General features: G+C 51.4%; 13 protein-coding genes and 2 pseudogenes. 9 read left to right on the forward strand and 6 right to left on the reverse strand.

Annotated features, from left to right (window positions below; translation table 11 throughout):
* The first annotated feature begins 17 nt into the window (after positions 1–17).
* Both iaaH and KI235_RS11375 read left to right on the forward strand, forming a co-directional pair.
* Positions 18–1,529, forward strand: coding sequence for an indoleacetamide hydrolase (gene iaaH, locus KI235_RS11370; protein ID WP_025214397.1), 1,512 nt, complete (start codon positions 18–20; stop codon positions 1,527–1,529).
* A gap of 68 nt (positions 1,530–1,597) precedes the next feature.
* Positions 1,598–2,899, forward strand: coding sequence for a carbohydrate porin (locus KI235_RS11375; protein ID WP_025214396.1), 1,302 nt, complete (start codon positions 1,598–1,600; stop codon positions 2,897–2,899).
* 581 nt (positions 2,900–3,480) lie between these two features.
* On the opposite strand, the gene KI235_RS11380 is transcribed toward KI235_RS11375, so the two are convergent.
* A complete protein-coding gene (locus tag KI235_RS11380) occupies positions 3,481–4,821 on the reverse strand; it encodes an aminotransferase class III-fold pyridoxal phosphate-dependent enzyme (RefSeq protein ID WP_025214395.1) in 1,341 nt (446 codons plus the stop codon).
* A gap of 743 nt (positions 4,822–5,564) precedes the next feature.
* Between KI235_RS11380 and KI235_RS11385 the strand changes: the two genes are divergently transcribed.
* Positions 5,565–6,488 (forward strand): LysR family transcriptional regulator, encoded by a 924-nt coding sequence (locus tag KI235_RS11385; RefSeq protein ID WP_025214394.1) that lies wholly within the window; start codon positions 5,565–5,567, stop codon positions 6,486–6,488.
* A gap of 62 nt (positions 6,489–6,550) precedes the next feature.
* On the opposite strand, the gene KI235_RS11390 is transcribed toward KI235_RS11385, so the two are convergent.
* The gene (locus KI235_RS11390; protein WP_025214393.1) at positions 6,551–8,023 is read right to left on the reverse strand and encodes an aldehyde dehydrogenase family protein; all 1,473 of its coding nucleotides are present in this window, start codon (positions 8,021–8,023) and stop codon (positions 6,551–6,553) included.
* 124 nt (positions 8,024–8,147) lie between these two features.
* The gene (locus KI235_RS11395) at positions 8,148–9,557 is read right to left on the reverse strand and encodes an APC family permease (RefSeq protein ID WP_025214392.1); all 1,410 of its coding nucleotides are present in this window, start codon (positions 9,555–9,557) and stop codon (positions 8,148–8,150) included.
* Between the two features lie 415 nt (positions 9,558–9,972).
* On the opposite strand from KI235_RS11395, the gene KI235_RS11400 reads away from it, so the two are divergent.
* Both KI235_RS11400 and pobA read left to right on the forward strand, forming a co-directional pair.
* Positions 9,973–11,313: an alginate export family protein gene (locus KI235_RS11400; protein WP_244864293.1), complete on the forward strand. Its 1,341-nt coding sequence runs from the start codon at positions 9,973–9,975 to the stop codon at positions 11,311–11,313.
* 131 nt (positions 11,314–11,444) lie between these two features.
* The gene (pobA, locus tag KI235_RS11405; protein WP_212795719.1) at positions 11,445–12,629 is read left to right on the forward strand and encodes a 4-hydroxybenzoate 3-monooxygenase; all 1,185 of its coding nucleotides are present in this window, start codon (positions 11,445–11,447) and stop codon (positions 12,627–12,629) included.
* Between the two features lie 522 nt (positions 12,630–13,151).
* On the opposite strand, the pseudogene KI235_RS11410 reads toward pobA, so the two are convergent.
* Positions 13,152–13,226 (reverse strand): annotated as a pseudogene (locus KI235_RS11410) (cysteine hydrolase); the annotation flags it as partial.
* Between the two features lie 89 nt (positions 13,227–13,315).
* Positions 13,316–14,206, reverse strand: coding sequence for an MBL fold metallo-hydrolase (locus KI235_RS11415; RefSeq protein ID WP_025214389.1), 891 nt, complete (start codon positions 14,204–14,206; stop codon positions 13,316–13,318).
* Between the two features lie 675 nt (positions 14,207–14,881).
* On the opposite strand from KI235_RS11415, the pseudogene KI235_RS11420 reads away from it, so the two are divergent.
* The 4 genes and pseudogenes from KI235_RS11420 to KI235_RS11435 all read left to right on the forward strand — a co-directional run.
* A pseudogene (locus tag KI235_RS11420) lies at positions 14,882–15,148 on the forward strand (Arm DNA-binding domain-containing protein); the annotation flags it as partial.
* 340 nt (positions 15,149–15,488) lie between these two features.
* On the forward strand, positions 15,489–16,160 hold the full coding sequence (locus KI235_RS11425; RefSeq protein WP_212795720.1) for a hypothetical protein: 672 nt from the start codon (positions 15,489–15,491) through the stop codon (positions 16,158–16,160).
* Positions 16,153–16,860 (forward strand): RES family NAD+ phosphorylase, encoded by a 708-nt coding sequence (locus KI235_RS11430; protein WP_212795721.1) that lies wholly within the window; start codon positions 16,153–16,155, stop codon positions 16,858–16,860. The genes KI235_RS11425 and KI235_RS11430 overlap by 8 nt, the downstream gene beginning before the upstream one ends.
* A gap of 254 nt (positions 16,861–17,114) precedes the next feature.
* Complete coding sequence (locus KI235_RS11435; protein WP_039011488.1) at positions 17,115–17,363, forward strand: hypothetical protein; 249 nt, start codon at positions 17,115–17,117, stop codon at positions 17,361–17,363.
* A gap of 130 nt (positions 17,364–17,493) precedes the next feature.
* On the opposite strand, the gene KI235_RS11440 is transcribed toward KI235_RS11435, so the two are convergent.
* Positions 17,494–17,706 (reverse strand): hypothetical protein, encoded by a 213-nt coding sequence (locus tag KI235_RS11440; protein ID WP_039011490.1) that lies wholly within the window; start codon positions 17,704–17,706, stop codon positions 17,494–17,496.
* Positions 17,707–17,871: the final 165 nt, after the last annotated feature.

Genomic DNA, 17,871 nt, shown 5'->3' on the forward strand with positions numbered 1-17,871 from the left:
ATTCGCAAGGAATATCCGTGAAGACCAGACTCTCTTGCTTAGCGATCGGCCTTATGGCAGCAAGCGCTGGCGTATCGGCGTCGGACATACCGAAAGACTTCTACTTGATGAGCGCTGAGCAGACGGCACAAGCCATCTGCGCGAAGAAGGTTTCCAGTCAATCGGTTGTCAGCTACTGGCTGGGCCGCATTGGCGCGCATCCCGAGCTCAACGCTTTCATTTCTTTAAACCCAAAGAGAGCCTTGAGCGAGGCCCGTGCTGCTGATGCGCGACTCGCTAAGGGTGAGCAGTGCCTTCCCTTGGGTGGCGTCCCTATAGCGATAAAGGACAACATTCAGGTCATTGGTTTTACGAACACAGCCGGTACTCCAGCTCTCGTTAATTTCTTTCCGAAGGTAAATGCGCCGATTATCGATAAGCTTCAGGCCGCAGGCGCCATTGTGATCGGCAAGACCAATATGCATGAGCTCTCGTTTGGCGCTACCGGTTACAACACTGCCTTTCATCTTCCACGGCTGATCGGTGTACGCAATGCGTTTGATAACTCTCGCATTGCCGGTGGTTCGTCATCGGGGAGTGCCGCCGCCCTGGGGGCTCGGTTGATTCCGATCGCAATGGGAACGGACACAGGTGGCTCAAGCCGTGCGCCCTGCGCGTTGAATGGCTGTGTTGGATTTCGCCCAACGGTTGGGCGATACAGCAGTGTAGGCATCACACCTATTTCGACCAGTCGCGATACGGCAGGTCCAATGGCCAACAGCGTCGGAGATATCATACTGCTGGATTCGATTCTCAGCGGTGCCTCTCTTCTGAAGCCAATACCTGCCCATCATATTCGACTGGGCATTCCAGATTTTTTCTGGGCTGATCTAGAACCGGAAGTCTCGGCACAAGCTAACGCCGCTGTAGAGAAGCTCCGCAGTTCGGGAGTAGAGATCGTCTCAGTCAGCATGCCGGGTATGGGGCAATTGGCATCAGCTGTGGCAACGCCAGTTGCGATAATGGAAGCGCGTAAGGCCCTGACTGACTACCTGAAATCACAATCCACCGGAGTGTCATTCGAAACCCTGGCCACCAAAATTTCGAGTCCCGACGTCCAAGGTATTTTCTCGGCTATGGTGGTGCCTGGTAATGTCGTTGGGTCTGATGGAAAGATGATTCCTGGCGGCCCGGCTTATGCGCAAGCGATCAAGACGGGTATCCCAGCCTTGCTAGCTCTCTATAAAAAGACATTCGAGGAGAACAAGCTCGATGCTCTTCTGTTCCCCACGGTTCCAGAGGTGGCAATCAAGGCCGGCCCTGACGCCGGAACGCCTCAAAAATTTGGTCGGATTATTCGAAATACCGACCCGAGCAGCAACGTGAAGATGCCTGGTCTTAGTATTCCCGTAGGTGTTGGGAAAGAGTCCGGACTTCCAGTAGGAATGGAGATTGACGGATTGCCTGGAACGGATGCCCAACTTCTGGCAATCGGTCGCACGCTTGAGTCGATCTGGGGGCCTGGCCCACTTTCGCCCATCGCACACTGATCGGCTGGTCTTACCTTAAGCGCAACTGCACTGGCTGCGCGACCAAAAACCTTTCTCGGATTAAATGAATGAACGCGATCTCACTCGTCGCAGGTACTTCTGCGCGCCGATTTTGTGTAACCGCTGGTTTGGCTTTGGGTAGTATGGCGAACTCGGCATGGGCCGATTCGTCGACCACAGACAGTAGTCCAGTCAAGGCACACCTGATCGTTATCGATCTGATGCTGGAGAACCTTAACACTGGACCTCGTCCCCATACATTCGCCAACGCTGGTGCAGTTTTCGCTGGCGCCGATTTTGACATGTCAAAAATCATGGGGTTGACAGGCGGCACGTTCCAGTTTGAATACACATTCTTTCCGTGGATGCGCAATGAAGGTCAGCCGACTGCTAACGCTTGGCAAGGAGCCACAGGTAGTGCACTAGGTGGCGCAGCTATGCGTAACGACATCGACAAGGGATATCTGTCGAAGTTTGAATACCAACAAATGCTGTTGGATAACCATCTTGAGATCGACGTTGGTCGTAGCAATCCTAAGCGGCATTTTTACATCATAAATTGCGAAAACTGGGTTACTTGTAATGACCCAATCATTGAAAACACCACCGGAATATTACCTTACCCATACGGTAGCTGGGGCGGTTACTCGCGTTACTCATTCGACAATGGTCAGTACATACATGCTGGCGCTTTCGAGTCCAACCCTACTCATTACATCAAACGCACCAAGGGGTGGAACTGGGACCCGGGCGACGCGAGTGGTATCACTTGGTTGGCAGGCATCGGTGCTCAAAAAAACTTCGCGCAGACTCCCTTGGCCTATCACTACGAGCTTAATAGTTTTTACAATACCTCCGAACAGACCGACATATTGGATGGCTCGACCCGTCGTGGAAGCAGCGGCTTAATTTACCGCTTTATGCAAACGCTATCTCGCGAAGGCGGTTCTTCTGCCGGAAACCCAGACAAAGCGTGGCAAGTATTCGGCGCATGGACTTGGAGTGCTGACGATCTACAGCCTTTCGAACACTTCGTGGAGGCAGGTGTAACCCGTGTTGGCCCATTCGGGCGCCCTCAAGATTCAGTCAGCTTGAAAGCGAGCTATCTACGTTTGGGAGACAAGCAAGTTCAATATCAGCATGACCAGCGACTTCTGGCCACCGGTGTTGACCAAGGAGTGTCGAAAGGAGAGTCGCGAGTAGAGCTCAACATGGTGTGGCAGGCGACACCTTATCTAGCACTCCAGCCAAGCGTGCAGTACGTGTTCAACCCCAGCAACTTCTACAATCCACAGGCCGAGGCTAGCAGCAATGGAGCCGTCGTCGGATTGCAGATAGTTTATAATTTGGGATCTCAAATTGGCCTTTAAATCCCAGTTCTGATCACTGATCAGGCCTCAGCCGCTCTGCGTAGGATATCAACATAATCTTTCTCCTGGTTTGTGTTAGGTGGCAGGGATGCCGAAAAGATTACCGGGGCCGCAAGAAAATTATGCCCCAGGCAGTAAAGTTCGTGTACATGGTGGTGACATCGCCAGAACAGTTACGGGTATAGCGTAGGTTGGCGTAGCGGACAACTAATTTGGTGGTGTGGATGCTCTCATCAATAACGCAGGTATCTTCAATTACAAGTTTCCGTGCTGCTAGTTTTTCCGTAATTCTTTGTCTTAAAATAAAATTTTCTTATTTTCAGGCTTCGAGAAATAAATCGCAGTGTCGCACCTTGTTCACGCCCAGCAGGCTAACGGAATAATTGAGAGAGGAGAGTTTGGCAATAACGGTGTTAGTCTTCTGGTCAGCGAGCAGATATTGACTATCCGGAGCGGGCTTACAGTTCATCAGCGAACAAATGCTATTAAGGACATTTGTAGAGTGATAGTCAGAAATTTGCTTTTTGAATGCTGATAACAAAGGCTTGCGTATCCGATACGGATACGCAAGCCTTTGATGGCTAGGAGTAAATTAGACGGATAATGTCCTTTGTGGTCTCGATGTAGCCGTCGACGTCCTCGTCAGTCATCGGAAGTGTGAGTCCTACCTGGCCACGGTGGACAGGATAGTAGCCGCGAGTCGCCATTTCCAATGCGTAGATGCCCATGCTGTTTTCGTCGATTTTATGCCAGTAGTCACGATGCGTGTTGATGGTCTGACCTAGCTCTCTAGTGAATGCATAGGCGAATACCGAAAAGGAGCCGAAAACGGTAAACGGATATTTGGATTCTTTCGCCCAAGTATTCAGCTCGAATTTGATCTTAGCCGCCATTTCGTTGAGTCGTGCATAAGCCTTCTCATCCATGGCCTTAAGGCAGGCAATGCCCGCTGCGCATGCCAATGGGTGGCCATGGTGGGTGCCCGAGATCATGACCTGGTTTTCCTCGATGACTCGAAAAACCTCTTTGCTACCGCCCACCGCCCCGATAGGTAGGCCCCCACCGATCATTTTGCCGAGGACTGTCAAATCTGGCTTGATTTGATACTCGCTTTGCAGACCCTTTATATTCGCTCGAAGTGTGATGGTCTCATCAGCGATTAAAAGGATTCCCAGTTCCTTTGTAAGAGTTCGAAGCTTTTGCACGAAATCTTTATCGAGCTCTACGATACCTCCCGCGCAGGTCTGTAACTCCATGATCAGACACGCGATTTCTTCCGCATTGCCCCGGAGAATTTTTTCGCAAGACTCGAAGTCGTTTTGAGTTAAAACGATGACGTTGTCGCTTTTATACGCAGGGATCCCATCGGAATCTGGAAGTGCCTTAGGATTAGTATCCGGGCCGGGGAAATTGTTCGGGTTAGGGTGAGCCGAGATCGCTAGGTCGTCGGAAAAACCGTGGTAACCACCTTCAAATTTCGCAATTTTTTTACGCGCAGTATAGCCTCGTGCGATCCGCACGGCACTCAAGCATGCCTCACTGGCAGAGCAAAAGAATTTAACCTGCTCAACGGAGTCAATGCGCTCGCAAATCAGCTTGGCAAGATCGAGCTCGTGATTCGTAGGGTTTCCAAATGAGAATCCATTTGGCAGCGTTTCGTGAATTGCCGTTATGATCGCTGGATGATTGTGGCCCAATACATTAGTAGCGAAATTATTATTGAGGTCGAGTAGCTTTTTTCCTTCGATAGTATGAAGATATTGAGCCTCGCCCTTATCGATGAAAATCGCATGTGGGCCATAGCCAAATGTTCGTCTGCTAAAACCTCCTGGAATGTATTCCTTTCCTTTCGAGGTTTCTTTCTTTGAAAGGTGAAAGGCTTCAGAGAAATTATTTAGCGACTGCTGGTAATTAAGCTTCATGGCTATTTCCAAAGTTACTTAAATTATGGTTGTTTTGAAAGTCTCAGACTTGCCAATGGTTTATGCATATTTCTATCTTGGGATTCGACGCCGAAATTAAAATTCATGAGCTGCCGGATTGTTCCGGATTATAATCACTAGTACAGCTTCTGTTCCTGTGCACTTGACTAAAGCTTAGGCCATAGTATTTTTCCTGTTAGTATCAGAGCAATGGTCATTTGTAGATCGTTTGATCAGGTTTCGTGATCGCTGGTATTTTCAAGAAGCCTCCATAGACTGAAAGCTATATCGTTAAAAATAATGCGTAGCCTCTTCAATTTCCTGAATCGAAAGGACTCAAACTGAAGGGCTTGAATTGGGAAGTAATGCTGCTTCGGCGCAGCCGAGGCTGGGGCGCCGGTGTGTTACCGTGGGAAAAGGCTTTGTTACCGACTGCTTCCTACCTGCCCATGATGCGTACTGGCTAGTAACGTTTCTGAGGGGGCGCGAAGGTACTACGGGTTCTTGATCGGCATTTTGAACCTAGAGCTCATTGCGCAAGAGTGTCAAACGTCATAGATATGCTACGCGAGTGCGTTTTTTTTGCGATTTGCTCGATTGGGGAGCGGTGTCGGCCTAGGTAAAGGCCCCCGGCTAACCCACAGATCGATAGCCATCGCTATTCACCAGTGAAGTCAAAAATTAGCATGAATCTTGCTAGATGTTAGGTTCATACACGCTCCGTGAATAGAGGGTACCCCTCAATGGACACTAGACAGCTTCTCTTGGCAACCAGGCTTGCTGAGACCCTTCATTTCGGCAAGGCAGCCGAAATCGAGAACATTGCTCAATCTGGCCTGAGCGCTCAAATTGCCAAACTTGAAAGCGAGCTAGGCTTCAAATTGTTTGAACGCACCAGTCATCGTGTTTCTTTGACGGAGGCAGGCCAGCGATTCGTAGAGCAAGCTCGAACGCTTTTGGGAAACATGAACAATACGATCCTGGAATGCCGTGCCCTTGCTGAAAACAGCCGGGGTGTATTGAAGTTAGGCTTCTTTGGCGATGCAGCGGGCGAACTTACTCACCTTATTTTTACGTTATTCCAGCAGAGTAATCCTGACATTCGGCTAGTGTTTACTGAGCTGTCCATGACAAACCAAGTGCAGGCGCTGATCTCGGGCAAAGTGGATGCCGCCCTCGTCAGGCTACCGATCAGCGACCCGCGTCTTGAACTCGATGTGATGTTTGACGAGCCGCGAGTGGCTGCCGTACCGGCCAGCCACGAAATGGCGCAGGCCTCGATCCTTACAATCTCAGATCTGATCGAGCAACCGTTTGCAGTAGCGGGAGAGGGAGCCCCGACTGAATGGGCCGCTTACTGGAGTTTGGGCTCAGAGCGGCAGGAGGCTAGCCGGATTGGCGCGTATGTCCAATCGATTCCAGAGAGTTTGGCTGCGGTCGCCTATGGTGGCGCGTTTGATACCTTCCCACTTACCGCCACACGCTTGTTCAGTCACCCGGGCGTGCGGTATGTGCCATTGGCTGACGCGCCAAGGAGCTCGTTGGCTTTGGCGACACTTGCTGGCAACAGGTCGCCAGCTGTTAGATCGCTGCGACGCTGTGTGACAGAAACCCTTGAAAACTCTCTTTCATGTATTCCTGAGGCTCGTCGCTTCGAAGTTGCTTAGCCGCTCGCGCCCCCCAGGAGTGTGTTGTTCTGGCCCTCCAGTCAATCAACTGGAGGGGATTCTCAGAAGGGGTAATGGCGTGGTTTCCGCTGGACAGACACCCATTGAGTGGTGGTGAACTCATCGATTGCCCAGTCGCCATTGAATCTTCCGAGGCCTGAGTTCTTTTCCCCACCAAATGGGACGTTAGGGGCATCTGCCACAGGCATGTCGTTCACATGGGCCATGCCAGAATGGATTTGCCTCGCGAAATGGACGCCGCGGTCAATGTCACCTGAGAAGACCGCAGCGGAAAGTCCAAAACGAGTAGCGTTAGCCAGTTCTAATGCGTGATCGGCATCCCTCGCGCGCATTATTCCTGCAATAGGCCCGAAAATTTCTTCGTAGGCCAGCTCCATATCGGATGTCACCTCAGTGAAAACGTGCGGCGCAAATACCAGTCCTGCAGATTCGCCAGCGTAAGCCAACGTTGCGCCTTCTGACTTCGCTTGTTCGATCTTGCGTACCAATCCGTCAAACTGTTTCCGGTTGATGACGGGCCCAACCGAGGTTGCCGAATTTTTAGGATCACCGATTACCAAATGGCTCACGCGCTGGATAAACAGGGAAACGAATGAGTCGTAAATCGGCTCCTCCACGATAATCCTATTGATGGCCATGCAGATTTGACCCTGATGCAGAAATTTGCCAACAACAGCCGCATGAACTGCTTGCTGGAGATCCGCATCAGCGAGCACCACAAAGGGGTTGTTACCGCCTAGTTCCAACGCGACATGTTTCAAGTAGTCGCCGCTGCTTGCCTGGCGGGCTATATTCTGGCCAATCGGCGTGGACCCAGTGAAGGATATAAAGCTCGGTATTGGATGTAGCACGAAGTCGTCTCCAATCTCCGAGCCCGCCCCTACCACTACACTGAGCACACCCTCTGGCAACCCGGCCTCTTCAAAGATGCGTGCAAGCAGCAAGCCTCCGGTTACTGGAGTATCGCTGGCAGGTTTCACAACTACGGCGTTACCGAGTGCCAATGCCGGGGCGAGCGATCGCTGGGTGAGATGGAATGGAAAGTTCCATGGACTAATCACGCCAACTACGCCGAGCGGGCGTCGATATACTCGGCTTTCCTTGTTCGGCACATCGGACTCCACGATGCGACCATGAACCCGGCTTGGAAAGGAAGCAGCTTCCAAAGTGATAGCTTTCGCTGACGCCCATTCAATCTCGGCTTTTATGCGCGTACTTCCTGATTCCGAAATGATCCAATTAACCAACTCGTCGTGGCGCTTATCAAAAATCTGAGCTGCTCTTAGCAGCACTCCGGCTCGCGCGGACGGCCCCATGGCCGCCCAAGCAGGCTGGGCTGTTTTAGCTCTTGCATAAGCTTCGTTCAAGTCTTCCTTGTTGGCCAAAGGGATTTCGAGCAGAGTCTGCTGGGTGAAAGGATCGCTAACAGTCATAGATCGTCCTGTCCGACCTTCCCGCCAAACGCCTCCTATTAGCTGCAGATTGAAGTCGCTATAAGGTTGATGATTGTTCAAGTTATTCTCCGAATTTATTGGCGACGTGGAATTAATTTTGCGTCGCAGCCTTCACGAGATGACTCCGCGAGTAAGGAATCATCTGTAACTGTTGTTCAATTTAAATAGTTGGAAGGTTGCCGTTCTACGAAACTACTGGTGTGACAGGAAATTTCTCTTTGGCCCTAAGTCCGTTAATAACTCCTGCCAATGCCGCTATCACAACGAGCCAAGGCAGCAGAGTTGCGATACCTTCCTTAGCGCCAGTCAGCTCGTCAAAATTCGCCACGGCGAGAAAAACAGCAGTTGCCAATCCGCATCCACCTAGCGTTGGGGCGATTATCCCTTGCCACCTGCTGCACTTTTGAGTCTTGAGAGTGAATCCGACGACTGCGGCAGCACCTAGGGTTTGTAGGGCGAGAACGGCGAGGGTGCCAAGCCCAACCATCCACAGATAGAGATGCTGGATTGGGTCGGCATTGGTGACCATAAATAATCCCACTGCAACAAGGGTTGTGATTGAAAGCACAACGCTAGCGACGTGCGGACTTGCGTGTTTGGGATGTACTCGGCTGAGCTGTCGAGGTACGAAATGGTTGCGAGCCAGTGCGAAAAGGTAGCGACTGAGAGCGTTGTGGAAGGAGAGCAAGACCGCAAACACGCTCGTGACTACCAGAATTTTCATGACTTCTGTGGAAAGGGGGCCTACGTACTGTGTGTTGGCATTAAACACAAAATTGATCATGTCTGCGCCGGCAACACTTTGGACGTCACTATTTGCATAAGCCAGGCCGAGGCACCAAGTTGTAAGCGTGTAAAAGATACCGATAATGGCGATAGCTACATACGTAGCAAGGGGAACGGTGCGACTTGGGTTCTTAGCTTCTTCTCCGTAAATGGTTGTGGACTCGAACCCTACAAAGCAACAAAACGCGAACATCAATGCCACCCCGAGACCAGGAGTGAATATCTGAGAGGGCATGAAGCCATTCCAAGTGAAGCTCTCTGCATTCGTTTGGGCTATGACCGCGACGTCAAAGACAAGCAAGATCAGGATCTCGAAGATCATCAGCACGCCTAACACCTTGGCTGACACCTTAACGTCCATGTAGCCGAAGATTCCTACCAGTCCGATGATAAGGAGAGCTACGACGCGCCAGTCCACCTGCAATCCCGCAATCGACATAGCAAGGTCTGCCCCAAAGGCAGCGAATTGTCCGTAAATGCCAGTCAACATGGTGATATACGCAAGCAGCGCAATTCCACCAGCTGCGTTGCCAGCCGCTCGCCCTAATCCGTGAGTCACTAGCTCGGCGAAGCCTCCTGCACTGATCACATGGCGACTCATCGCTGCAAATCCAATTGCAAACAGCAGCAATACGAGCGAGGCGATCAGATAGATGCCGGGAGCGCCTGTGCCTCCCATGGCGAAAACCACAGGGCCAGCACCAAGCGTAGCGCCGAGCGGCGCCGCAGCTGCAATTACAAAAAAGACGATGTCGGAGACACCTAAAGACTTGGGCTTGAGCCCAGGCTGTGTTGGCTCACTTTGCATACAGGCCTCCCCTGAACACGGGATTTGAATTGTTATTGGTAACCCCGATTTTTCTCCCAGCGGTTCAGGCTGGCAATCCTCAAACGCTGATCGTTCGATCATAGCCGGTGATTGAACCGACGTTTGCTCGATGGCACGTAGTCACGCGCGAATTAGGCACAGCTCATGAGATACGTATGCTTAATCTGCATCTGCGCGTGTGCGCGACTTAATCTTAACTGGCGATCATTCGATCAGCAAAACGCCATTGCCAAGAAGACCGCTACGCCCAAAAAATCAGTCTGCCCGAAGGTGAATTTATGGCTGACTGTGTGGGAAAAAGTATCGAGTCGTACTGTGGGAATATTTGTTTTTGAATGTTGCAGTAATTCTCTAGCGTAAAATCCAATAATAAATATAAGATAAGGGGTTCGTTATGTCGTTTAAATATGAAGCTAAGAAATGTGGATATGCCTCGGTCGCTTTAGCCGTAGGTGCATTGGCTCTTCCGCTAGAGTCCCGGGCTTACGAACTCTACAATCAGGGCGGCCAGGTACTTAATGCTAAGGTCGAGGCCGTATTTGCCGCGATGCACAGTGACGAAAATTACGCCACGACTGGGACGCGGGATTCTGACTCTTCGAACTGGCGAGAAGGCTTTGTCAAGTATGGGCTAAATGGAAGCAGCGAACTTGAGGGCAAAGCAAGTGTGTATGGCGCTTTTAGCCTTCTGAGTTCAGGGACGTGGGGTGACGGCGATGCAGCAGGCTTCACGGAAGGCACTGAGCGGCGGACCGCGGTTGAAGATGCCTATCTTGGTTGGCGCTCAGGAAGCATTTTTCCTAGCCTTGGCGAAAATGGTATTGAGATTTCCACCGGTCGCCAGGAAGTGATTGTTGGGGACGGATTCTTAATTAAAGGTGATGCACTTAGCCTGGGCGATGTCGATCTCGGTGATAACTATGATCGGGGCGGCGCTTATTATTTAGCTGCTCGTAAGGCGTTTGATAAGACAGCTGTGCTTCGTGTGGGTGGGGAAAAGGGGTGGAGGGGAGACCTCATGTGGCTGGGCTCAAATAATCGAGCCCAAGCAGAAACCAAGTTAGCTGTGGCTACTTTAGAGCATGTGGCCGATGAGGGAGCTTTGGGTCTCACGTACATCAAAGGTCTCGATGTCAATGAGCGTTTTGCAACCCCGTTCCAATCAGAGCGTGACGGTATGCAAACCGTCAGTCTACGGGGAGCAGGCTCTCTAGGAGTCCAGAATTTAAATCTTGCGGTCGAATATGCCACTCAATCCCGAGACAGTGGTCGAGAGAACGCCTGGTATCTTGAGGGCAGTTGGACTTTTGCAGCTATCCCATGGTCGCCCATATCCACTTATCGTTATAGTCGCTTCTCTGAATCATTCGACCCATTGTTCTATGGCAATAGCCGTGGGTATGGCACATGGTTTCAGGGTGAAGTGGCCTCTAACTATGCAGGCCCTTTCAACAGTAATACGCGCGTCCATCATGTCGGTTTGAAGGTCACTCCACGTGAAAACCTTACGTTAGGAGCGCTTTACTTCGATTTTGATCCGGTTGATCGTAGCCTAGCGAACCTCGGCGGAAGGGAGTTCGACATATATGCCGAGGTAGCGATAACTGATCATATTTTCGTCAGTCCGGTGTTGGGATTGTATAAGCCGGAGAAAGCTGCCAGCCAAGGAGGTTCGCAGTTAGGTGGTGATGACATCAATACGTACGTACAGCTCATCGTAGGAACTTCCTTCTAGATCCCTTCGCCAATAATCGCATGCGTGGGTTAGTAGTTTGGCTTTGTGTCAGTTGCGGCATAAAGCATTCGACTTAGCTGAAAATTACAAAGAATCGCCATGGTGGCATTCACCCGTTTAGGACGAAAACGATGAGAACAAAAGTTGCAATTATCGGCGCTGGCCCTTCTGGTCTACTGCTTGGTCAACTGCTCCTAAAGGCTGGTATTGATAATGTCATCATCGAACGGCAGAGCCCTAATTATGTACTGGGGCGTATCCGTGCCGGCGTGCTTGAGCAAGGGACTGTAGATTTGCTGCGACAGGCGGGTGTTGCTGAGCGAATGGATCGCGAAGGTCTTGTTCATGACGGATTTGACTTGGCGTTCGATGGGCGTTGTGAGCATATAGACTTGAGAGGTTTGACCAACGGTAAAACGGTAATGGTTTACGGTCAGACCGAAGTCACTCGCGATCTAATGGAGGCTAGAAGCTCCAGCGGAGGTATTACTTACTACAGCGCCACGAACGTACAACCGCAAGATATGAAATCACTGGCGCCTTACATTACCTTTGATCATGATGGATCGACTGTTCGCTTGGACTGTGACTACATCGCAGGCTGTGATGGGTTTCATGGCGTGTCGCGCAAGACAATCCCGGAAGGGGTTCTCAAGGAGTTTGAACGTGTCTACCCATTCGGTTGGTTGGGGGTGTTAGCGGATACACCTCCTGTGAGTGAGGAACTCATCTATGCCAGCCATGAGCGCGGTTTCGCTTTATGCAGCATGCGGTCGCCTACGCGTACCCGCTATTACATTCAGGTATCTACCGATGAGAAAGTCGAAGCATGGTCTGATGATCGTTTCTGGCAGGAACTGAAAAAACGGCTCCCTACAGAAATAGCTCACCGGCTCACGACTGGCCCATCCATTGAAAAGAGTATTGCTCCACTTCGGAGTTTCGTTGTCGAGCCTATGCAGTACGGGAGCCTTTTTCTACTGGGTGATGCGGCGCATATTGTGCCTCCAACCGGTGCAAAAGGCCTTAACCTTGCGGCCAGCGATGTGAGCACACTCAGTCGCATTCTTGTTAAGGTTTACCAAGAGGGGCGTACGGATCTTCTCGAACGCTATTCTGAAGTTTGTCTGCGCCGAATCTGGAAGGCCGTGCGCTTCTCGTGGTGGATGACTTCAATACTGCATCGTTTCCCTGGTAATGATGATTTTGGGCAGCGAATAAAGCAGGCCGAGCTCGACTACTTTGTCCGTTCTGAGGCTGGACGCCGGACGATTGCAGAAAATTACGTGGGGCTTCCTTACGAGCCTATTGAGTAGGTACCGCAGGCCTTGAGGGTTTTCAAGTCACTCAGGGCCTATCCATGTAGCTTGCTAATGTTCTTGACTGAATAAAGTTTAGGAAGATTTAGAGCGTTGAGGACTTCATGATTCGTTGGGAGCAAACTCTTGTTCTCTTGGCCATGAGGTCTTTTCGTATTGCTCACTGAAAAATAATGGAAGCGATCAGCGCGGATCGACTTTGCATCTCTTGATGTGGTCTCCGTACTAATTTCGAGGATATGCGATGATCTTGCTCAGGGATTCAATTAAGTTTCGCATGCTTGTAATGGTGGGTGCATGTCTCGGCTTGATAGTGCTTTTATTAGTTTCTATATCTATATACAGAACCAACAAAAATACGGATTTGGCCAGTGCTGAGGCTCAGGAACTTCTCAAAAGTTCTGCTAATAAATTGCTCCTGGCCGAAGGCGCGCTGCAAAGTGGCTTAGTGCAAAAATACTTTCAAGCAGGCTACCAGAGTGGGGTTGATCTAGCAGGAAGTGCAGTTCAATTTCGAAGAATGGTACTTGGCGGTGATTTGCCGGTAGGTAGATATTCGTTTTGTAGGTCAACCACTACAAGACCTCGTTTCATGAACGGTCTCCCGTCGATTGTCCAATAATTTGGAGATTAAGCTGGGATCGGGAGTAAAGAACTATTACCCCGCCCCTGGAAGGTTTAAGTCAAAATTCCAGCGAAGCACCGTCTTCTGGAATGTCGACGCGACTTTCGATACCTTGCTTCTTGACGTAAATGCGCAGCGCTTCACGTGTTAGCGAGGTGTGGTTAATAGCATTCATATGCACGGCGACTATCTTCGCGTTTTTTGCCGCTTGGGATGCGTGTAGGACGTCGTCCTCACCCATGATGATTGCGCTATCGAACCCATTCACCTTCGCCTTCCCGGTATTAAGTACGATAACTTCGGGCTGATATTTTTGAATGGTCTGATCTACTTCCTTTCGCCAGATGGTGTCGCCGGCAAGGTAAAGAGTTTTGTAGCCTGGGGCTTGAAACACAACGCCCATTGCCTCGCCCAGAAGTTTCGCGAGGGGAGGCACGGCATACATCTCATCGGTGCCGTGCTGACCACCTGCCTTAGTGATTTTGACTCCGCCAAACTCAGCTTCGCCAGTCAGTACGTGCACATTTTTAAAGCCTTGGGAACGAACCAGTTTCGCATCGTCCTCATCTTGAGTGAATAGAGGGATTTCCTTAGGCAGCGCTTTCTGTGCGGCATCGTCCCAATGGTCAAGATGCGTGTGTGTGAGGATGACAGCATCCACGCCAGTGATTACTTCGGTAGGTGATTCGGTGAGATCGACCATTGGGTTGCGGAGATCGCTTCGGTACGTATTTTCAAAACCAGGATAGGTTCCCTTTTTCGCGAGCATCGGATCGATCAGAAACGTTGTGTCGCCGTAGGTGATTTTCACTGTTGCGTTACGAATTTGCTGAAAATCCACTTTTTGGGTCGTGATCGGTGCGGGCGAGATATCTGTATTGGCGAATGCCCATGTGCTGGCAGTAGCGCAAGCGAAGCTGAGTGCCAGGGGCAGTTTTCTGAAAATCATTGGATTTGATCCTATTAATCTGTAGAGAACCGCATTCTTGCCTACTGCGTCGTATCACAATAGTGGCCTGAAGGACATATTTCGATATAATCGGGCCAGTCGATCGGCGCAACTGTCAGACAGCACGAGAGAAGCATTCAATCACCGAAAACGCTCTTGTTTAAGCGGTCGACTGTCAACGTGAAGGTTGGAGGGTGTGGGGCCGCACTTTTTTCGGCGGTATGTAGCTCCGAGCCAATCCAGCGAAATAGAGGTCATTGGTTGAATGACTGCTCCCCCCGATTGGCTGTCGATAGATCTCGACAGCTTGGCTTGGAATTGCGACTACTTTTGCTCTTGATACAGTTTAAAAACAAGTCCAGAATCAAGTCTTCTCCTGCCCAGCAAAGAAAAGAAACCCCTTATATTTCAACGAGTCGGACACCAGATACGAGTCTCGTTTCCCGCTCCAATTATTTTTCTATAGACTTCCATTGAAGTATTTAGAAGTCAAAGAAAGAGGCCTCGGCCTCTTTCTTCGTTCCAGTAAAGTCTACTCTGATACATTAGTATCCACGATTTTTTAGTACATTTTTTAGTACATCAACTCGACGCTTGGTAAATCAGTTTTTTGAGCAGCTTGGTACTCTGAAAACTGTACAACACACCTTCATTTCATATGAGGGAGTTAGTACGATGGTCCTTACCAATACGGCGATCCGGCACGCCAAACCTCGCGCCAAAAACTATACCCTTCCTGACTTTGATGGCCTCGCACTTTTCGTGAATACGAAAGGCACCAAGAGCTGGCACTTCCGCTTTTCCTGGGCGGGCAAGCAGCCTCGTATTTCGCTCGGTACTTATCCTGAAATAGGTCTGCGCAATGCTCGCGCTCTGCGTGATATCGCCAGGGCGCAGGTCGCGAAGGGTATCGATCCCCGCGACCAGCGACGGCTTGAGCGCAATGCCAAACTGTTGGCGGAGAGAACACCTTCTTAGATCGATGTGGTACAAATTTTCGGCCCTTAGGGGAGCGGGACCGCCCGGGAATTCAAGCGGTGCTGAATTGGGTTATGCCGACTCTTTCGATCCACCATTGCTGGTCTTTAGCTCGCTCGCCACACCTGAAAGCCAAGATCGTATCCTTAGACTTTTCGTCCCAGAGTCACCGTGCTGATCGACGGCATGGCGTGCTCCCCTCAATCCTACCTATGTATCCGGATGAATGGAGGCTAGGCCAGGGCTGGGGTTATCAAAGATATGCTAGTATTTGATAGCGCAGATAACTGGTGAGGAGATTTCCATGAGCGTTACAGAGCAGTCGGGCGTCTCCACTTTGGTCGGTACGCCTAAGGAGGCTCGGGCCAGCTTGAGCCGCTCGCATGCGGACCGAGTGCTGGTCGTGTCTTTTGATCAGGTCAACCTCAGCGTATTTGAGGCGTTGGCGGAAAACTTCGCCAATGTGGCTTCTTCGATGTACGAGGTGCTGCAGGAGCGTCAGGACCCGAAGTCGCTGGAGCGACTGGCCGAGGTGTTTGTGACGCGTAAGCCGCCTTCGCCTCGCTTGCTCAAGGAAGCGGCAATGCTGGTACAGGCCCGCAAAGCGGTGTTGGAAAGCGGTGACTGGCTGACCGCCGCAGACATCGCCCAGGTGGCCCAGTTGAGTACTCGAAACCCCAGTGCTCAGCCTAATAAGTGGAAGAAGCAAGGGCAGATCTTTGCGATCAGCCACGGTGGGGTCGATTATTTCCCTGGTTACGGCTTGGACCCGGACGCGGGCTATCGGCCGTTCAAGGCACTGGCCAAAATCATTGAGGCTTTCGCTGGTCACAAGGACGGCTGGGGGATGGCTTACTGGTTTCGGTCCGATAATAGTTTTCTGGGAGGCAAAAGACCTCAGGACCTGTTGGCATCGGCGCCTGATCGGGTGATTGCTGCCGCACAGGATGAGATCCAGGGCATTGTCCATGGCTAAGCAGCGTACCGAGTCCAGTGAGGGTAGGGCGACGCCTCCCACGGATTTGGCGGCGTCCGTTACCCCAGTGCCTGCGGCTACGTTGCACGTCACTTTCACCGTGATCGCCAAAGGCGATGTGCTTCATCGTGTGCATCAAGATAAGTATCAGCCAGGTCAATTCAATCCCGGTGTGCACGGCAATGCACGCTTCAGCCCGATCCAGGATGATCAGGGGCGGGCGATTCCCACCTTGTATGGCGGCACGACAGTCGATTGCGCCTTGATGGAGACCGTCTTCCACGACGTTCCCCATACGGCTGGGTTTAAGAGCTTCGACAAAGGCAAGCTGACTGGACAGGTGCATTCTGCCGTCCAGGTTAGCCAACCGCTGCACCTGGTTGATCTGTCCAGCGTGCCACTGCGGAAACTAGGCATCACGCGCAAACAATTGATCGACACTGAGAAAGATCAATATCCTGCGACGCGCAAATGGGCCGAGGCAATCCACCGTCAGTGTCCAGATGCCCAAGGGCTGTCTTGGGTGTCGCGACAAGATGATTCGGCACGTGCGGTGGTGCTCTTCGGTGACCGGATTCCTGACGGCGCACTCCATCCGCAGGGGGCGTCACGCAGCTTGACCGGCGACCCGACTGTGTTCGACACGGTGCTCAATCTGGCAGAGCGGATTGGGGTCGTTATCATCGCGGGAAAAAGCTGAGTCAAAATGACCGAACAGTGGCCCCTGGAATCCGCTCTCTGAGGCTGGAATTGCCATTCCTCAGTCATTAGATCTTGCTGAAGACGGCGGGCTTTGATGGGGGCATTGATGGATTCTTCCGTACAGGCTTGCGTAGCATCGACGGTCAACAAATAGGTCTTCTGTGCGTTCTAGGAACGGACGGTGCTTGTCCCGGAACACGCAGCAATAACATGATGGCTGGCTCCGTGCTGGCCTAAAATGCGGAGCTCGGTATGGACGTCAACCAGATGTTAAATGATGAACTGGTGAGCCGGCTGGAAGAGAAAATTCCAGCCATGGCGAAAGGCGCGATTAATGCGGCCTATATCAATACGCTGGCGGCCGGACTCAGTGTGATGGAAATCAGGAATGGCATGCTCGTTGAAACAATGGCCGATGGTCAGCACAAGGTTATTCGAGCGGCCAAGCCCAAGCATAAGGTAGCTTCGGACATGATTATCAAGGTGCGCCGCTTTTCATAACGAAAGGTTGAGGGCGCCTGTATCTTCACGCTGTCGCCGCGCAGCGCGCGGGAGTTCTGACACTTCGGCGAGTCCAGCCTTTATGCTGTGCAGGATAACCGCCAAGCTCGCCATCGCATGGGCCGTTAAATCAGTGACCCTGGGTTCTCAGCTTAGCCAAGCCCTGCTTGATGTGTCCGGCATTTTCTCCGATGGTGTGAAGTGCACCTCGGACGTTGGCACCTATCTCCGCTGCACCTTGGTCTTCTACCTTCAAGGTCAGCTCCATCACCGCGGCCTCCAAGGCGAGCTGATTTTGGTACAGCCGCTCGAGAACATCAGAAAGTGAATATTCGGTGGGCATTGTTTCGACTCCAATCGAGGACTCAAGAGCGTAGCAGCGGAAGGGACGGAAACCAAAGGGCGGTAGGCCGAGAGAGTACTTGCCGAGACTCAGTGGCAGCAATCGGCCAAAAGCGGCCTGTCGTTAAGGGCTGCCATCGACCCAAAGCTGCCTTTCGCGAGGTGT

The sequence above is a fragment of the Pseudomonas sp. St386 genome (assembly GCF_018325865.1).
GTDB classification, from domain to species: Bacteria; Pseudomonadota; Gammaproteobacteria; order Pseudomonadales; family Pseudomonadaceae; genus Aquipseudomonas; species Aquipseudomonas brassicacearum.

Excerpts from the sequence above, each read along its gene's own strand:
- KI235_RS11415 (WP_025214389.1), bottom strand. The coding sequence starts at position 14,206 with ATGATTTTCAGAAAACTGCCCCTGGCACTCAGCTTCGCTTGCGCTACT.
- KI235_RS11400 (WP_244864293.1), top strand. The coding sequence starts at position 9,973 with ATGTCGTTTAAATATGAAGCTAAGAAATGTGGATATGCCTCGGTCGCT.
- KI235_RS11425 (WP_212795720.1), top strand. The coding sequence starts at position 15,489 with ATGAGCGTTACAGAGCAGTCGGGCGTCTCCACTTTGGTCGGTACGCCT.
- KI235_RS11440 (WP_039011490.1), bottom strand. The coding sequence starts at position 17,706 with ATGCCCACCGAATATTCACTTTCTGATGTTCTCGAGCGGCTGTACCAA.
- KI235_RS11385 (WP_025214394.1), top strand. The coding sequence starts at position 5,565 with ATGGACACTAGACAGCTTCTCTTGGCAACCAGGCTTGCTGAGACCCTT.
- KI235_RS11435 (WP_039011488.1), top strand. The coding sequence starts at position 17,115 with ATGGACGTCAACCAGATGTTAAATGATGAACTGGTGAGCCGGCTGGAA.
- KI235_RS11395 (WP_025214392.1), bottom strand. The coding sequence starts at position 9,557 with ATGCAAAGTGAGCCAACACAGCCTGGGCTCAAGCCCAAGTCTTTAGGT.
- KI235_RS11380 (WP_025214395.1), bottom strand. The coding sequence starts at position 4,821 with ATGAAGCTTAATTACCAGCAGTCGCTAAATAATTTCTCTGAAGCCTTT.
- KI235_RS11430 (WP_212795721.1), top strand. The coding sequence starts at position 16,153 with ATGGCTAAGCAGCGTACCGAGTCCAGTGAGGGTAGGGCGACGCCTCCC.
- pobA (WP_212795719.1), top strand. The coding sequence starts at position 11,445 with ATGAGAACAAAAGTTGCAATTATCGGCGCTGGCCCTTCTGGTCTACTG.
- KI235_RS11375 (WP_025214396.1), top strand. The coding sequence starts at position 1,598 with ATGAACGCGATCTCACTCGTCGCAGGTACTTCTGCGCGCCGATTTTGT.